The sequence below is a fragment of the Ewingella americana genome, assembly GCF_006438725.1.
Classification (GTDB): domain Bacteria; phylum Pseudomonadota; class Gammaproteobacteria; order Enterobacterales; family Enterobacteriaceae; genus Ewingella; species Ewingella americana_A.
Map to the genome: position 1 here is coordinate 89,180 of NZ_RCZD01000005.1, position 16,481 is coordinate 105,660.

The window sequence follows — 16,481 nt, forward strand, 5'->3', positions numbered from 1 at the left end:
CAGCAACACGTTTTTGAATTAAGTATTTGAAATTAAGAGAGCCGTCATAATGGATAAATTTCGTGTACAGGGTGGCACTCGTCTGAGTGGCGAAGTGTCTATCTCGGGTGCAAAGAACGCCGCACTTCCAATTTTGTTTGCTGCGCTGCTCGCTGAAGAGCCGGTTGAGCTTCAGAACGTTCCGCATCTGAAAGATATTGATACCACCCTTAAATTACTGGGCCAGTTGGGAACTAAAGTTGAACGTAATGGTTCCGTCTTTGTCGATGCCAGCGACGTTAATGAATTTTGCGCACCTTACGATTTAGTGAAAACCATGCGTGCTTCCATTTGGGCGCTGGGTCCGTTAGTTGCACGCTTTGGTCAGGGACAAGTTTCACTGCCGGGCGGTTGTGCTATCGGCGCACGTCCGGTTGACCTGCACATTTCTGGCCTTGAGCAGTTGGGCGCGAAAATCGTGCTGGAAGAAGGTTACGTGAAAGCTTCCGTCGATGGACGTTTGCAGGGCGCACATATTGTGATGGATAAGGTCAGCGTTGGCGCGACGGTTACCATCATGTGTGCCGCTACCCTGGCTGAAGGTACCACGATCATTGAGAATGCCGCGCGTGAGCCGGAAATCACCGATACCGCCGGTTTCCTCAATACGCTGGGTGCGAAAATCACCGGCGCAGGCACCGATAGAATCACCATCGAAGGTGTAAAACGTCTTGGTGGTGGTGTCTATCGTGTGGTGCCTGACCGCATCGAAACCGGGACTTTCCTGGTAGCCGCGGCCATCTCCGGTGGTAAAGTTATCTGCCGTGACACCCGCCCGGATACGCTGGATGCCGTGCTGGCAAAACTGCGCGAAGCGGGTGCGGATATTGAAGTTGGCGAAGACTGGATCAGCCTCGATATGCATGGAAAACGTGCGAAAGCCGTCACCTTCCGTACCGCGCCGCATCCTGGTTTCCCGACCGACATGCAGGCACAGTTCAGCTTGCTGAATCTGGTGGCAGAAGGCACAGGTGTTATCACCGAGACCATCTTCGAAAACCGCTTCATGCACATCCCTGAACTTATCCGTATGGGCGCTCACGCCGAGATTGAAGGCAGTACTCTGATTTGCCATGGTGTTGAGAAGCTTTCCGGCGCGCAAGTCATGGCGACCGATTTACGCGCCTCTGCCAGCCTGGTTCTGGCCGGTTGTATCGCTGAAGGTGTGACCATCGTAGACCGCATTTATCACATCGATCGTGGCTATGAGCGCATCGAAGATAAACTGCGTCAGCTGGGTGCTAAAATCGAGCGCTTCAAAGGCGAGTGATCGCCCTTTAAGCAGGGTATCAGAATGCAAAAAGCCGGAAGGGGTAACCTTTCCGGCTTTTTTACGTTTGTACCCCACCTAAACGGTCAGTGCGATGGGTATTCCTGAATGGTGACCTGTAGCGCGAGTTTTTTTCCGTTACGCATGATCTCAACTGGAATCACGGTACCTGGTCGGATTTCTGCCACCTGATCCATTGTCTCAATGGCAGACACCGCCGGTTTGCCATTGACGCTGACAATCACATCGGTGACGACGATACCTGCATTGGCGGCCGGGCCATTGGGTGTCACTTCATTAACAATTATGCCCTGCATTCTGTCCAGGCCAGTATTCGGGCCGTGCAGCGGTGAGACTTCGCGTCCACCAATGCCGATATAACCGCGGATCACCCGCCCGTCACGGATTAATTTTCCCATCACTTTCGTGGCGAGGGCGGTGGGTATCGCAAAGCCGATGCCTTCCGGCGTAGCGCCATCGTTACTTTGGTCAAAGGAGAGGGTGTTGATGCCCACCAGTTCGCCGAGGCTGTTTACCAGCGCACCACCGGAGTTGCCCTGATTGATTGAGGCGTCGGTTTGCAGGAAGTTCTGACGACCCGAGGGGCTCAGGCCGATGCGGCCGGTGGCGCTGATAATGCCCTGGGTCACCGTCTGGCCGAGGTTATATGGATTACCAATCGCCATCACCAGATCGCCGACGCGGGGGACGCGTTTGGCGTTAATTGGGATGACGGGCAAGTTGCCGGAGTCGATTTTCAACACGGCCAGATCGGTCAGGGTGTCTGAACCGACTAAAAGCGCTTCAAATACCCTTCCGTCCTGCAGCGCGACAATCACCTGGTCGGCATTGTTGATCACGTGCTTGTTGGTAAGGATGTAGCCTTTGTCGTTCATGATCACGCCGGAACCTAGCGTGCGTATTTGTAATTCACTCTGCGAATTGGCGCCCATATTCCGGTTGTAGACGTTCACTACTGCCGGGGCGGCATGACGCACGCCTTCGTTAAAGCTGACGGGCTGTTCACTGTTTTCGCTGAAGTTATGTTCGAACAATGGTTGGGCAATATTTTTGCGCAGCATAGGTATTGCGGCCAGTAAAATACCGGCGACAATCAGTCCAATAACGGCGGATCGCAATAACTTTACAAGCATGGGTGTCTGAAATGGTGGTTGGAATATGCCAGAAGGATAGCATGAGTTGATCGGACGCAGCACGGGCTACGTCCGATTTTCAGAGGTTTACGGCATTAACAGATAGATATTTTGACCTTTACGCTGAACGCTCAGGGCGATCAGGTCAGGTTTGGTTTCAAGGATTTTACGGAATGCCGCCAGATTATCGACCGGCTCGCGGTTGACGCCGACGATCACATCATCTTTCTGCAAGCCAATCTGATCGGCAGGGGAGTCTTTTTTCACATCATCAACACGGACACCTTTGGCGGTTTTCGGGTCAAGATCGCTCAGGGTGATACCCAACAGTGCCGGATTAAGCTTGTCGATAGTGGTCTCAACCGTCGGGCTTTTATCCAGCGTGACATTTACAATCATCGGTTTGCCTTCGCGTAATAAACCAATCTTCATGGTTACACCGGGACCGGCAGTGCCCACCTTAGCCCGTAGCTCAGCGAAACTGCTCAACGGCTTGTCTTGCAGCGTGGTCAGAATATCACCTGACTTGATGCCAGCTTTCGAGGCTGCTGAATCGGGCAGAACTTCGTTAACAAACGCCCCGCGCTGGTTGTCGAGTTTGAAGGCTTTGGCCAACTCTGGCGTCATTTCTGTGCCGCGAATACCGAGCAGGCCGCGCTTAACTTCGCCAAACTTGATTAACTGTTCACTGAGGTTTTTCGCCATATTCACCGGAATGGCGAAGCCAATCCCGATGCTGCCGCCCTGAGACGAGAGGATCGCAGTGTTGATGCCAATCAGTTCACCTTTCAGGTTCAACAGCGCACCGCCAGAATTACCGCGGTTAATCGAAGCGTCAGTCTGGATAAAGTTTTCCAGCCCTTCAAGGTTTAGGCCGCTGCGACCCAGTGCCGAGATGATGCCAGAGGTTGCCGTTTGGCCGAGGCCGAACGGGTTACCCACCGCAACGGCGAAGTCTCCCACCCGCAGGGTATCGGAATCTGCCATCGCAATTTGTTTTAGGTTTTTGCCATCAATGATTTGGATTAAGGCGATATCCGACTGGTCATCTTTACCAATCAGTTTGGCGCTGTACTCGCGGCCATCGTTAATCTGTACTGTAATTTTATCGGCATTATTGACCACGTGATTGTTAGTCAGCACATAGCCTTTGGCGGCATCGATGATCACGCCGGAACCCAGCCCCTCAAAGGCCTGGCCGCCCTGATCTTCAGAAGGGGCCTGAGGACCGAAGAAGAATTTGAATTCAGGTGGCACATCGTTGCTTGCGGGTTGTGTACCGGAAACTTGCACACTGACCACGGCGGGTAGCACCTTCTCCAGCATAGGTGCCAGGCTCGGCAGCGGCTGCCCTTCAACGGCGAGAGGAATACCTGCATTCGCCGCAGGAACAGAAGCGAAGGTTAATCCAAGACTAATAGCTAATACGCTGAGCAAAAAAGACTTTTTATTCATCAGGATAACACTCTCGCTGTCTGTTATGGACTATGAACAATAGTCTATGTTGGGAATTTGGGAAGCGTCGTTGCTTAGGAGGAGCGGCGTCACCTGAACCGGTGCGCCGTAAGCTGACCCGTGACAATGAGCATCATCACGGGCAATTCCCATCGTTTATTTACGACTCCTGCGTTCGCCACGCAGCAGGCCCGACGCGCCATCTGAATAGTCGCGTGGCATTTCTACCGGTGCCTGATCGTTGTCAGCCTCAGAACCGGTCAAACGGTAATTGAACGGGTTATCCTGTGCTGGCATATCAGGCAGCAGATTGTTGGAGCTTTTTGCCATATGTTGATAGAGCTGGCGGTAGTCGGTCGCCATATTGTCCAGTAGCTCAGCACTACGGGCAAAGTGCCCCGTCAGCTCCTGACGATACTCGTCCAGTTCTGCTTTGCTTCTGGCCAGCTCGTTTTGCATCACTTGCTGATCGCGTAATTTACGATTTCCAAAGCGCATCCCTACCGCACCAACGGCGATACCGACCACTAATCCAATGAGTGCATACTCCCAGGTCATAATGACTCCTATTTTGACTTCGTTGTTCCGCAGGGCTTTTTCACGTAACTTTTATGACTTAACTTTTTCACGTAATGGTTTTAACGTTAATGCCACATACGTTTTCGACCTTTATAGGTCCACTATAACCGCTAACCTCGTCTGAGTGGAATCCTGAGCTGACATTCACCACAGCAATGCGGTTTATTCCTACACAGACAGGCGTTAAAAGCGGCGAACAGTGCGTAAATTTGCAGATAACCGCCGCGAAAGACTGAAAAATATTTTCTCAGGGACGTTGATTAACATGCAAGAAACAACACCACTGACGTTATATAAGAGTGCATTAGAAGCCGGAGAGTTCCAGGCAGATGAGATTCAGCTGCAGGCCGTAACCCGGCTTGAGGCCATCTACCATGCACTAAATACCATACCTGCCGTGAAAATCGCCCCTCCAGCCGGTCTCTTAGGCCGCCTGTTCGGTAAAAGTAACGCCAAAACCCCACAGCGTCCCGTGCAGGGATTGTATATGTGGGGCGGCGTGGGTCGGGGCAAAACATGGCTGATGGACCTTTTTTTCCAGACGCTGCCTGGCGAGCGCAAACTGCGGCTGCATTTCCATCGGTTCATGTTGCGCGTACATCAGCAACTTACTGAGTTGCAGGGGCAGGAAGATCCGCTGGAAATTATCGCGGACAGTTTCAAAGCAGAAACGGATGTGCTCTGTTTCGACGAGTTTTTTGTCTCTGACATCACAGATGCCATGCTACTGGCAACGCTGTTGCAGGCGCTGTTTGCGCGCGGTATTACACTGATTGCCACTTCGAATATTCCACCTGACAATCTCTACCGTAACGGGTTGCAACGTGCGCGCTTCCTACCCGCTATCGATTTGATCAAAGCGTATTGCGACGTGATGAACGTTGATGCGGGCATCGATTACCGCTTGCGTACGCTCACGCAGGCTAATCTGTGGTTGACGCCTTTGCGGCATGAAACGGCCGCCGGCATGCAACACATGTTCGACAAACTGGCCGGGCACGAAGGCGAGGCCAGACCGCTACTGCAGGTGAACCATCGCCCTTTGCAGGCTATTGCTTCCGGTGATGGCGTTTTGGCGGTCGAATTCCATACTTTATGTGAAGAGGCCCGCAGCCAGCTGGACTACATTGCGCTGTCGAAGATTTACCACAGCGTCATACTACATAATGTGCCGGTGATGGGGCTGAAGGATGAAAACGCCGCACGCCGTTTCCTGGCGCTGGTGGATGAATTTTACGAACGCCACGTGAAACTGGTGATTTCCGCCGAAAAGTCGATGTATGAAATTTATCAGGGTGAGCGACTGAAGTTTGAGTATCAGCGCTGTTTGTCGCGCCTGCAGGAGATGCAAAGTGAGGAGTATCTCAGGCTGCCGCATCTGCCGTGACCCTCGATCTGCGCTGCGGTGAAAGCCGCCAGGCGATTTATCATCTGAAGATGAAACTGAATGAAGCGAAATCTGCATTTTAGTCAAAAAGGGTTCGATCTTTGCGGATGACTTCTCTATAATCCTGCGACCCCACGTTACAACGAAGTTTTTTTCCCGAAACTTCATAGTGCCGGCAATGGCTATTCGAAGGGGTAGGTTTGCTGGACTGATGGTCGTGTGAACCTCCAATACTTATTTTATAAACAAGTAAGCGTTTGGGAGTTCGCCAACGTGTAACTTTAATTGGGTAAGCTTTTAATGAAAACTTTTACAGCTAAGCCGGAAACCGTACAACGTGACTGGTTCGTAGTTGACGCAACGGGTAAGACCTTAGGTCGCCTGGCCACTGAACTGGCTAGCCGTCTGCGTGGCAAGCATAAAGCGGAATACACTCCGCACGTTGATACTGGTGATTACATCATCGTTCTGAACGCAGAAAAAGTTGCTGTAACCGGCAACAAGCGTAATGACAAGATTTATTACCATCACACTGGCCACATCGGTGGTATCAAACAAGCGACCTTTGAAGAGATGATTGCTCGCCGTCCAGAGCGTGTCATCGAGCTCGCGGTTAAAGGCATGCTGCCGAAGGGCCCGCTGGGTCGTGCAATGTACCGTAAACTTAAAGTTTACGCGGGTAACGAGCACACTCATGCGGCACAGCAACCGCAAGTTCTTGACATTTAATCGGGATTATAGGCAATGGCTGAAAATCAATACTACGGCACTGGTCGCCGCAAAAGCTCCGCCGCTCGCGTTTTTATCAAGCCGGGCAGTGGTAACATCGTAATTAACCAGCGTAGCCTGGAACAGTACTTTGGTCGTGAAACTGCCCGCATGGTAGTTCGTCAACCTCTGGAACTGGTCGACATGGTTTCTAAATTTGACCTGTACATCACTGTTAAAGGTGGTGGTATCTCCGGTCAAGCTGGTGCTATCCGTCACGGGATTACTCGTGCACTGATGGAATATGACGAAAGTCTGCGTGGCGAACTGCGTAAAGCAGGTTTCGTTACTCGTGATGCTCGTAAAGTTGAACGTAAGAAAGTCGGCCTGCGTAAAGCACGTCGTCGTCCTCAGTTCTCCAAGCGTTAATTTGCTGCTGCTTATGCAGCGCAGTGCTTCGGCACGAAAATCAACGTCAAAAACCCGGTGCTACACCGGGTTTTTTTATGCCTGCTCTTAAGCTATCCCAGGGCTAAATGATCGCCTGATACACAATTCACCATCAAATCGTCTTACCACCCACCACAGCACGCGTAAAATCTGGTACACTATCACACACTTTTGTGCCTATTCGCCGAGCAGTTGACGTTGCCGCGCTTCCTGGCTAGGTTCGCCTTGCCGATGCTTGTCTATGAAACCACGGAACATAACTGCAGGCTGGCGATTATTCGCTGTTTTATTCTAGATAAACTTGGAGGTTTTCATGGCTGTCGCTGCCAACAAACGTTCGGTAATGACGCTGTTTTCTGGCTCGACCGACATATTTAGCCATCAAGTACGTATCGTACTGGCGGAAAAAGGTGTCAGTGTTGAGATTGAGCAGGTTGAGATGGATCACCTGCCACAGGATCTTATTGACCTCAACCCGTATCGCACCGTTCCAACGCTGGTCGATCGCGAGCTGACGCTGTTTGAGTCACGTATCATCATGGAATACCTTGATGAGCGTTTCCCGCATCCTCCACTCATGCCGGTTTATCCGGTTGCCCGTGGTGAAAGCCGTCTGATGATGCACCGCATCGAAAACGACTGGTACTCACTGCTGCGTCAAATTGAGCAGGGTTCTGCTCAGGAAGCTGACGCTGCGCGTAAGCAACTTCGTGAAGAGCTGCTGGCGATTGCGCCAATCTTCTCCTACATGCCTTACTTCAAAAGTGAAGAGTTCAGTTTGGTTGACTGCTACCTGGCGCCGCTGTTGTGGCGTTTGCCTGAGTTGGGCATTGAGTTGTCGGGTACCGGTTCTAAAGAGCTGAAAGGCTACATGACCCGCGTGTTCGAACGTGATGCTTTCCTGGCTTCTCTGACCGAACCCGAGCGCGAAATGCGTTTGCACACCCGAGGTTAAGGCATGGAGATGACCGACATGTCTCCGCGCCGTCCGTACCTGCTGCGTGCGTTTTATGAATGGTTGCTCGATAACCAGTTAACGCCGCATCTGGTCGTTGATGTGACAATGCCTGGCGTAATGGTGCCGATGGAATTCGCCCGTGATGGTCAGATAGTTCTGAACGTTGCGCCGCGTGCAGTCGGTAATCTCGAACTGGGCAACGACGACGTTCGCTTTAACGCCCGTTTTGGTGGCGTTCCGCGTAACGTTTTTGTGCCTATCGCTGCGGTACTGGCCATTTATGCCCGTGAGAATGGTGCCGGAACGATGTTCGAACCTGAAGCTGCCTATGAGTCAGAAGGGGCATTTGAAGGGCATAACGACGACGACAACAAAGATCCCATATCAGCACCGACGATGTCGGTCATTGATGGTGATCTGCCTGATGTCGCTGAAGAAGGCCCGAATGATGAACCTCCCACTCCGCCTCGTGGTGGACGACCATCGTTGCGCGTCGTGAAGTAATGTTCTTTCACGGCTAAAACGATATAAACCCTGCACTCCGGTGCGGGGTTTTTTATTGTCTCATTATAGATATTTAAGCAGTATTTCTTTGATTTTTTGATCGGCCTGCTTTGAATAGACTGTATGATTAAACTCTTTAAGGTCATTTTTTTGGCTCTGAGTTTGCACATATCCTGGGTCTAATATTCTGGCCATAACCTCCGTATCCTGTCCATTCCGGCCTACGATTAATGATTCTATTTTCTCTAATAATGTAGGTCCTCCTTGTTTTTTTGCTTGCTCAAATAAACCTTTAGCCAGTGGGTCTTTCCACGGTTGTTTATCGTAGTAGGGAAGGTGGTGTTTTAATGATATATAATCTGACAAGCTTTGATCACCAGACATCATCCCTTTGTGGCAACGGTGGGTAAAGTTTTTAAACATATTGATAGGCATGCTTTTTGTCATGCAGATATGAATTGTTTTTTCCCCTTTTCCAGAGGTTGAGCCACGGATATTAAGATGCTCACTATCATGAAGTGTGGAAAAATCGCACCTGGAAAATAAATTGATGTACTTTTTATCAGGAAGTAAATATTTTAATCTATTAATGAAAGCGGGGATTTGATTATCCTCTCGTACCACCAATAGATAGACGGAATTATTCTTCCTGTCACGATCTTCAATCAATGTATTGATAATAAAAGTATAAGCACTGGTTATCACGCTCGAGGAACTCAGATAAGCGAGGTACAAATCGCAACTATAGGGCAGGGATAAGTTATAGCTATCCAGACACTTTATTATTTCTGTCTTTGAGTTCTGGGTTATTCTGATCACTTCACTATCAGGCATGGGAAAGTATCCGATAGATTTTTGTAAAAATCCAAGGGAATGCATGACAATCGACTTAAATTTTAAAGGTAAAATTGCTGTTTTATAATTTATATCATAGTCATTTATATCACGAGAACTATCCATTTCATCAATCATAATGATCGTGTCTGATGTGAATTCATATACGTTATTAAACTGACGAATGATAGATGGCAAGTCTTCAGAGGAGATAAGGCTATAAGGTGCTACAATTAAAATTGGGTTCGCATAGTCTATGGGTTTTTGGCCGAATTTAACTTTCCCTATAACCTTCAAACACCTCACGTTGCCCTGGCAAGTCATGAGCATGCCATTGGCACCCATGTTAATAACCAGATCTTTTATTTTATTTCCAAGTGCATGATCACCACCACCACCTAAAATAAAGTTAAGTATAAATACACTTCGCGCCATTTTATTCATCCCTGTTTAAAAATTGGATGGAATTATGGAGTATTTGATATTAAAGATATAGATGTGATTTTATATTTATACATGCAAAAATATAACCCAAGTTTTTTTGTATGTATTATTATTTATTATTTAAATTATATATAAATGAGTAATGAAAAAGGCCGCTTGCGCGGCCTTTTTCATATCACGTGCCGATTAGACTTCAAGGTAGCCCATGATGCCTTCTGCGGCTTTGCGGCCCTCGGCGATAGCAGTAACCACCAGATCTGAACCGCGCACTGCATCGCCACCGGCGAAGATTTTCGGGTTGCTGGTCTGGAAAGCGTTATCGCTGCCTTCCGGTGCCACGATGCGGCCCTGAGTATCCAGCTCCACGTCGTGGGCAGCCAGCCACTCCATCTTGTGCGGGCGGAAACCAAACGCCATCACCACGGCATCGGCTTCCATCACGTGCTCGGAACCGGCAACGATTTCAGCCCGACGGCGTCCCTGTGCATCCGGCGCGCCCAGTTCGGTACGGGCCATTCGGATGCCACTCACACGGCCAGAGCTGTTCAGCTCGATGCTCAGCGGCTGCAGATTGAATTTGAATTCCACCCCTTCTTCACGGGCATTCTTCACTTCACGGCGTGAACCCGGCATGTTTTCTTCATCGCGACGATAGGCACAAGTGACGTGCGTTGCCCCCTGACGGATCGAGGTACGAACACAGTCCATCGCAGTATCACCACCACCGAGCACCACGACGCGTTTTTTCTCCATCGTGGTGTAAGGCTCTTCCGGGCTGTCTTGGTAGCCCATCAGCTGTTTAGTATTGGCAATCAGGAACGGCAGAGCATCGTAAACGCCCGGCGCATCTTCATTCTCCAGGCCGCCACGCATGGACTGATAAGTGCCCACGCCGAGGAACACCGCGTCGTATTCCGCCAGCAATGCGTCGATGGTGATGTCTTTACCCACTTCAGTATTGAGCTGGAATTCGATCCCCATGTCGCTGAAGATCTCGCGACGCTTGGTCATGACCGATTTTTCCAGCTTGAAGGCCGGAATACCAAAGGTCAGTAAACCACCGATCTCTGGATGACGGTCATAAACCACCGCTTTGACACCGTTACGGGTCAGCACGTCGGCACAGGCCAGACCTGCCGGGCCTGCGCCAATGATCGCCACACGCTTGCCTGTAGGCTGTACGTGGGACATATCAGGACGCCAGCCCATCTCGATGGCTTTATCGTTAATGTAGCGTTCAATGTTACCGATAGTCACCGCGCCGAACTCATCATTCAGCGTGCACGAGCCTTCACACAGGCGATCTTGTGGGCAAACGCGGCCGCAGACTTCCGGCAAACTGTTGGTCTGATGCGCAAGATCGGCCGCTTCCATAATCCGGCCTTCGTTAGCCAGTTTCAGCCAATTCGGGATGTAGTTATGGACCGGACATTTCCATTCGCAATACGGATTACCGCAGGAGATACAGCGATCTGCCTGTGATGCCGCCTGCGTGGCTGAGAACGGCTCGTAAATTTCAATAAACTCAATTTTACGGATCTTAAGCGGCTTCTTCGGCGGATCAACGCGCTGTAAGTCGATAAATTGATAAACGTTTTGACTCATCTTGACCTCTTACTGCGCTTGTACCCGCAGCTCAGCTGCGGAACGACTACGGTGACCCAACAATGCTTTGACATCACTGGACTTCGGTTTTACCAGGGCAAACTTCGGTGCCCATTCCGGCCAGTTCGCCAAAATTTCTTCACCACGGGTCGAGGCGGTCAACTGTACGTGTTCGGTGATCAAACCACGCAGATGTTCCTCATGAATGGCCAGCTCTTCAACGCCAAGCACTTCAACCAGTTCCGGGTTAACACGTTTGCGGAATTCGCCGTCTTCGTCGAGAACGTAGGCGAAGCCCCCGGTCATACCTGCACCGAAGTTAACGCCGGTCCGACCCAGCACGCAGACGATACCCCCGGTCATGTATTCACAACCGTTGTCGCCGATGCCTTCTACCACGGTGATAGCACCGGAGTTACGCACCGCGAAACGCTCGCCAGCGCGACCTGCTGCGAACAGCTTGCCGCCGGTGGCACCATACAGACAGGTGTTGCCGATGATGCTGGCTTCATGACTGCGGAACGCTGAACCGATTGGCGGGCGAATCGCAATGCGGCCACCGGCCATGCCTTTACCTACGTAGTCGTTGGCGTCGCCGGTCAGCATCAGGTCTACACCACCGGCGTTCCAGACCCCGAAACTCTGGCCTGCAGTCCCGTTGAAGTTGATGCGGACCGGATCAGCGGCCATGCCCTGATCGCCATGCTTTTCAGCAATAGCACCAGACAACAGGGCGCCTACAGAGCGGTCTGTGTTACGGATATCGAAGAAGAACGATTTGCTCTGTTTCGATTCAATATGTGGTGCGGCCTGATCCAGAATCTCTTTATTCAACTGACCTTTGTCGAACGGTGGGTTGTTCTCGGTGCAATACACTGCTTTACCCGGATGCGGCGTGGCGGTAGCCAGCAGCGCAGACAGATCCAGTTTGTTTTGCTTGGCGGTGAAGCCATCGAGTTCCAGCAACAGGTCAGTACGGCCAATCAGATCAACCAGTTGGCTCACACCCAGCTCGGCCATGATTTCACGGGTTTCCTGTGCGATGAACTTGAAGTAGTTGGTCACACGTTCAGGCAGGCCGTGATAATGGTTGCGGCGAAGTTTTTCATCTTGAGTTGCTACGCCGGTAGCGCAGTTGTTCAGGTGGCAAATACGCAGGTATTTACATCCCAGCGCGACCATTGGGCCGGTACCAAAACCGAAACTTTCCGCCCCTAAAATCGCCGCCTTGATGATATCAGTACCGGTTTTCAGGCCGCCATCGACTTGCAGACGAATTTTATGACGCAGGCCGTTAGCGACCAACGCTTGTTGTGTTTCGACCAGACCCAGTTCCCACGGACAACCGGCATATTTGACGGAAGAGAGCGGGCTGGCGCCGGTGCCGCCGTCGTAACCGGCGATAGTGATCAAATCGGCATAAGCTTTTGCCACGCCAGTGGCAATGGTGCCAACGCCAGGCTCAGAAACCAGTTTCACCGAGATCATGGCTTTCGGATTGACCTGTTTCAGGTCAAAAATCAGCTGCGCCAGATCTTCGATGGAATAAATATCATGATGCGGTGGTGGGGAAATCAATGTCACGCCAGGCACGGAGTAACGCAGTTTCGCGATGTATGGCGTCACTTTATCGCCCGGCAACTGACCGCCTTCGCCTGGTTTTGCCCCTTGTGCCACTTTGATCTGTATAACGTCAGCATTGACCAGATAAGCCGGGGTTACGCCGAAACGGCCGGAGGCTACCTGCTTAATGCGCGACACTTTATTGGTGCCATAACGCGCCGGATCTTCGCCGCCTTCGCCGGAGTTGGAGCGCCCGCCGATGCTGTTCATCGCTTCAGCCAGTGATTCATGGGCTTCAGGGCTGAGTGCACCGATAGACATCGCCGCCGTATCGAAGCGGGTGAACAGGCCTTCGGCAGGTTCAACTTGATCAACCGGGATCGGCTGACCTTTCGGGGTGATCTGCAGCAGATCGCGCAATGCCGCAACCGGACGTTCGTTCACCAACTTGGCATATTGCTGGTAATCACTGTATTCGCCGCTTTTGACCGCAGCTTGCAGCGTGTTCACCACGTCCGGGTTATAAGCGTGATACTCGCCCCCGTAGACGTATTTCAGCAGGCCGCCCTGATCCAATGTCTTGCGTTTGAGCCAGGCACGTTTGGAGAGGTTTTGCAGATCCTGTTCGAAATCATTGTAGCTTGCGCCCCCGATCCGGCTGACCACACCCTGGAAGCAGGTATTGCACAGTTCTTTATGCAGACCCACCGCTTCAAACAGCTGTGAACAACGGTAAGAGGCCACGGTCGAAATGCCCATTTTGGACATGATTTTGTACAGACCTTTGTTGATGCCGTTACGGTAATTCAGCATCACTTCACGGTATTTTTTGTCGATAACCTGCGTGTCGACCAGCTTGGCCAGCGTTTCGTAAGCCAGATACGGGTAAACGGCAGTTGCACCGAACCCGAGCAGCACGGCGAAGTGGTGTGGGTCACGGGCGCTGGCGGTTTCGACAATAATATTGGCGTCGCAGCGCAGGTTCTTTTCAACCAGACGGCGTTGCAGCGCACCGACCGCCATTGGCGCAGGCAGCGGCAAACGGTTTGGCGCGATGTTGCGGTCAGAAAGCACCAGCAATACAGCACCATCGCGGACTTTTTGTTCGCCTTCGTCGCACAGTTTGGCAACGAACGCTTCCATGTCCTGTTCGGCCGGATCGTAAGTCAGATCCAGGGTGTCAGCACGATAGTATTTGCTGTCAAGCTGGGTCAGCTGTTTAAAGTCAGACCACAGCAGGATTGGCGATTTAAAGCTCAGGCGGTGTGCCTGACCTTCGGCTTCGCAGAACACGTTCATCTCGCGACCAATGCTGGTCGCCAGAGACATCACGTGTGCTTCACGCAACGGGTCGATAGGCGGGTTGGTAACCTGCGCAAACTGCTGACGGAAATAGTCATAGATAATGCGCGGGCGGCTGGAGAGCACGGCGAATGGGGTATCGTCGCCCATAGAACCGACCGCTTCCTGACCGTTTTCACCCAGAACTCGCAGGATCTGGTCCAGCTCTTCGCTGCTGTAACCAAACTGCTTCTGGAAGGTTTCGAGCTGAGTGTCATCGAGCTCACGGCTGCCGACCTGATCGTCAGGGAGATCTTCGAACGGCACCAGACGCTGAACGTTCTTCTCCATCCACTCTTTATAAGGATGACGGCCTTTCAGGTCGTTATCGGTCTCTGCCGAGTGGTGAATTTTACCGCTGCGGGTGTCGATAACCATCAATTCGCCGGGGCCGACGCGGCCTTTCTCGACCACTTCATCCGGCTGGTAATCCCAGATACCGACTTCTGACGCGCAGGTGATCAGCTTGTCTTTCGTGATGACATAGCGCGCCGGGCGCAGGCCGTTACGATCGAGGTTACAGGCGGCGTAGCGGCCATCTGACATCACGATACCGGCCGGGCCATCCCAGGGTTCCATGTGCATGGAGTTAAAGTCGAAGAAGGCGCGCAGATCGTCGTCCATGTCCGGGTTCTGTTGCCAGGCTGGCGGCACCAGTAAACGCATGGCGCGCAGCAGGTCCATACCGCCGCTCAGGAACAGTTCCAGCATGTTATCCAGCGAGCTGGAGTCTGAACCGGTTTCATTGACAAAAGGTGCTGCGTCTTGCAGATCGGGGATCAATGGCGTTTTGAATTTATAACCACGCGCGCGCGCCCACTGACGGTTACCGGCAATGGTATTGATTTCACCGTTATGTGCCAGATAGCGGAACGGTTGAGCCAGCGGCCAGCGCGGTACGGTGTTGGTTGAGAAGCGCTGGTGGAACAGGCAAATGGCCGATTCAAGACGCAGGTCTGCCAGGTCTAAATAGAAACGCGGCAGATCGGCTGGCATACACAAGCCTTTATAGATCGTGACCACGTTGGAGAAGCTACAGACGTAAAAATCTTTATCGGCAATGCGTTTTTCAATACGGCGACGCGCCATATAGAGGCGGCGTTCCATATCACGCGGACGCCAACCGGCAGGCGCGTTAACAAAAATTTGCTCGATGCGGGGCAGGGAGGAGAGGGCAATTTCACCGAGAACATCAGGGTTCGTCGGCACATCGCGCCAGCCGACCACGGACAGCGTTTCGTTTTGCAGCTCTTCCTCAACAATGCGGCGGCTCGCGGCAGCTTCTTCTTCATCTTTGCTGAGGAATATCATGCCAACGGCGTAATTTTTAGCCAGACGCCAGCCACGCTCTTCGGCAACCATGCGGAAGAAGCGATCGGGTTTTTGTAACAGCAGGCCACAACCGTCACCAGTCTTGCCATCAGCAAGAATAGCACCACGGTGTTGCATACGGGCCAGTGCGTGAATGGCTGTACGCACGACCTTATGGCTAGGTTCGCCTTCTATGTGGGCGATCAGGCCGAAACCACAGTTGTCCCTCTCAAGGGATTTATCGTACAACATATTCGTGAACCTCCCCAGGCTCTGCGAGACTCTCACACCTGTTGCGAGGGGGCTTTTAGACGGGGAAGGCTCACATTTTCGCGCACTCTTGCGGTGCGTTGAATGCCTGAGTTTCCCGGTCAAAGGCCCCTCGTGACGGTTCTCACAAGTGGTGGTTGACTTGTTTTTATGAGGGAGTCTTCAATTACTGCATAAATATGACGAGTGGTACACCCGTCGAGATTGCTTCCAGCGGACTTCCAACTTAGCGAGAAAGCACAGGCAGGTCAAATACGGATTTAAGTGATAACAAAAAGCCTATAATTGATGGTAGTAGCATGATTTTTAATGATTTATTGCCATTTTTTAACCCCTGACTTCATTAAGGTTTGTACCCCGAAGTGTGAGCTGTCTCACTGTCCTTAAGGGCCGTCAACTGTGCACCCTGCTGGAAGTGGTGACAATAGCAGTGTTTTATACTGCAAAATCGTCAGCAGGTGTGCTTTGTGACTATTTTTAACCAGCCGGTAATAATGTACTAAAAGGGCCGCGATAATAAGAATTATTCATACCACGGCGAATGACTTTATTTGCAGTAATAGTGAATAGTTATTCTTTAAAGGAGGCTGGAGATTAAAGGCTCTTTTT

12 protein-coding genes are annotated in these 16,481 nt (G+C 51.5%); 6 read left to right on the forward strand and 6 right to left on the reverse strand.

All coding sequences use genetic code 11. The features are described from left to right. The first annotated feature begins 49 nt into the window (after positions 1-49). Positions 50-1,309 (forward strand): UDP-N-acetylglucosamine 1-carboxyvinyltransferase, encoded by a 1,260-nt coding sequence (gene murA, locus EAH77_RS10520; protein ID WP_140472407.1) that lies wholly within the window; start codon positions 50-52, stop codon positions 1,307-1,309. 86 nt (positions 1,310-1,395) lie between these two features. On the opposite strand, the gene degS is transcribed toward murA, so the two are convergent. From degS to zapG, 3 genes are all read right to left on the reverse strand, one after another. After that, positions 1,396-2,463: an outer membrane-stress sensor serine endopeptidase DegS gene (degS, locus tag EAH77_RS10525; RefSeq protein ID WP_140472409.1), complete on the reverse strand. Its 1,068-nt coding sequence runs from the start codon at positions 2,461-2,463 to the stop codon at positions 1,396-1,398. 87 nt (positions 2,464-2,550) lie between these two features. Further along, on the reverse strand, positions 2,551-3,918 hold the full coding sequence (gene degQ / locus EAH77_RS10530; protein ID WP_140472411.1) for a serine endoprotease DegQ: 1,368 nt from the start codon (positions 3,916-3,918) through the stop codon (positions 2,551-2,553). 156 nt (positions 3,919-4,074) lie between these two features. Then, a complete protein-coding gene (gene zapG / locus EAH77_RS10535) occupies positions 4,075-4,476 on the reverse strand; it encodes a Z-ring associated protein ZapG (RefSeq protein ID WP_140472413.1) in 402 nt (133 codons plus the stop codon). A gap of 286 nt (positions 4,477-4,762) precedes the next feature. Between zapG and zapE the strand changes: the two genes are divergently transcribed. The 5 genes from zapE to sspB all read left to right on the forward strand — a co-directional run bounded on the left by zapE (position 4,763) and on the right by sspB (position 8,504). Continuing rightward, positions 4,763-5,884, forward strand: a complete 1,122-nt coding sequence (gene zapE / locus EAH77_RS10540) for a cell division protein ZapE (RefSeq protein WP_140472415.1) — start codon at positions 4,763-4,765, stop codon at positions 5,882-5,884. Positions 5,885-6,184: 300 nt separating this feature from the next. Further along, positions 6,185-6,613 carry a 50S ribosomal protein L13 gene (gene rplM / locus EAH77_RS10550; RefSeq protein ID WP_140472417.1) on the forward strand — a complete coding sequence of 143 codons (429 nt, stop codon included), beginning with the start codon at positions 6,185-6,187 and terminating at the stop codon, positions 6,611-6,613. 15 nt (positions 6,614-6,628) lie between these two features. Further along, positions 6,629-7,021 carry a 30S ribosomal protein S9 gene (gene rpsI, locus EAH77_RS10555; RefSeq protein ID WP_140472419.1) on the forward strand — a complete coding sequence of 131 codons (393 nt, stop codon included), beginning with the start codon at positions 6,629-6,631 and terminating at the stop codon, positions 7,019-7,021. Between the two features lie 334 nt (positions 7,022-7,355). Next, positions 7,356-7,997: a stringent starvation protein SspA gene (gene sspA, locus EAH77_RS10560; RefSeq protein WP_140472421.1), complete on the forward strand. Its 642-nt coding sequence runs from the start codon at positions 7,356-7,358 to the stop codon at positions 7,995-7,997. A gap of 3 nt (positions 7,998-8,000) precedes the next feature. After that, on the forward strand, positions 8,001-8,504 hold the full coding sequence (gene sspB / locus EAH77_RS10565; RefSeq protein ID WP_140472423.1) for a ClpXP protease specificity-enhancing factor: 504 nt from the start codon (positions 8,001-8,003) through the stop codon (positions 8,502-8,504). Between the two features lie 63 nt (positions 8,505-8,567). On the opposite strand, the gene EAH77_RS10570 is transcribed toward sspB, so the two are convergent. The 3 genes from EAH77_RS10570 to gltB all read right to left on the reverse strand — a co-directional run bounded on the left by EAH77_RS10570 (position 8,568) and on the right by gltB (position 15,854). Beyond that, positions 8,568-9,773: a hypothetical protein gene (locus tag EAH77_RS10570; protein WP_140472425.1), complete on the reverse strand. Its 1,206-nt coding sequence runs from the start codon at positions 9,771-9,773 to the stop codon at positions 8,568-8,570. A 195-nt stretch (positions 9,774-9,968) separates the two neighbouring features. Beyond that, on the reverse strand, positions 9,969-11,387 hold the full coding sequence (locus tag EAH77_RS10575; RefSeq protein WP_140472427.1) for a glutamate synthase small subunit: 1,419 nt from the start codon (positions 11,385-11,387) through the stop codon (positions 9,969-9,971). A 9-nt stretch (positions 11,388-11,396) separates the two neighbouring features. Then, positions 11,397-15,854, reverse strand: coding sequence for a glutamate synthase large subunit (gene gltB, locus EAH77_RS10580; protein ID WP_140472429.1), 4,458 nt, complete (start codon positions 15,852-15,854; stop codon positions 11,397-11,399). Between the last annotated feature and the right edge of the window lie 627 nt (positions 15,855-16,481).

What these genes read in the sequence shown, in the direction of transcription:
- murA (WP_140472407.1), top strand. Translation starts at nt 50, where the DNA reads ATGGATAAATTTCGTGTACAGGGTGGCACTCGTCTGAGTGGCGAAGTG.
- degS (WP_140472409.1), bottom strand. Translation starts at nt 2,463, where the DNA reads ATGCTTGTAAAGTTATTGCGATCCGCCGTTATTGGACTGATTGTCGCC.
- degQ (WP_140472411.1), bottom strand. Translation starts at nt 3,918, where the DNA reads ATGAATAAAAAGTCTTTTTTGCTCAGCGTATTAGCTATTAGTCTTGGA.
- zapG (WP_140472413.1), bottom strand. Translation starts at nt 4,476, where the DNA reads ATGACCTGGGAGTATGCACTCATTGGATTAGTGGTCGGTATCGCCGTT.
- zapE (WP_140472415.1), top strand. Translation starts at nt 4,763, where the DNA reads ATGCAAGAAACAACACCACTGACGTTATATAAGAGTGCATTAGAAGCC.
- rplM (WP_140472417.1), top strand. Translation starts at nt 6,185, where the DNA reads ATGAAAACTTTTACAGCTAAGCCGGAAACCGTACAACGTGACTGGTTC.
- rpsI (WP_140472419.1), top strand. Translation starts at nt 6,629, where the DNA reads ATGGCTGAAAATCAATACTACGGCACTGGTCGCCGCAAAAGCTCCGCC.
- sspA (WP_140472421.1), top strand. Translation starts at nt 7,356, where the DNA reads ATGGCTGTCGCTGCCAACAAACGTTCGGTAATGACGCTGTTTTCTGGC.
- sspB (WP_140472423.1), top strand. Translation starts at nt 8,001, where the DNA reads ATGGAGATGACCGACATGTCTCCGCGCCGTCCGTACCTGCTGCGTGCG.
- EAH77_RS10570 (WP_140472425.1), bottom strand. Translation starts at nt 9,773, where the DNA reads ATGGCGCGAAGTGTATTTATACTTAACTTTATTTTAGGTGGTGGTGGT.
- EAH77_RS10575 (WP_140472427.1), bottom strand. Translation starts at nt 11,387, where the DNA reads ATGAGTCAAAACGTTTATCAATTTATCGACTTACAGCGCGTTGATCCG.
- gltB (WP_140472429.1), bottom strand. Translation starts at nt 15,854, where the DNA reads ATGTTGTACGATAAATCCCTTGAGAGGGACAACTGTGGTTTCGGCCTG.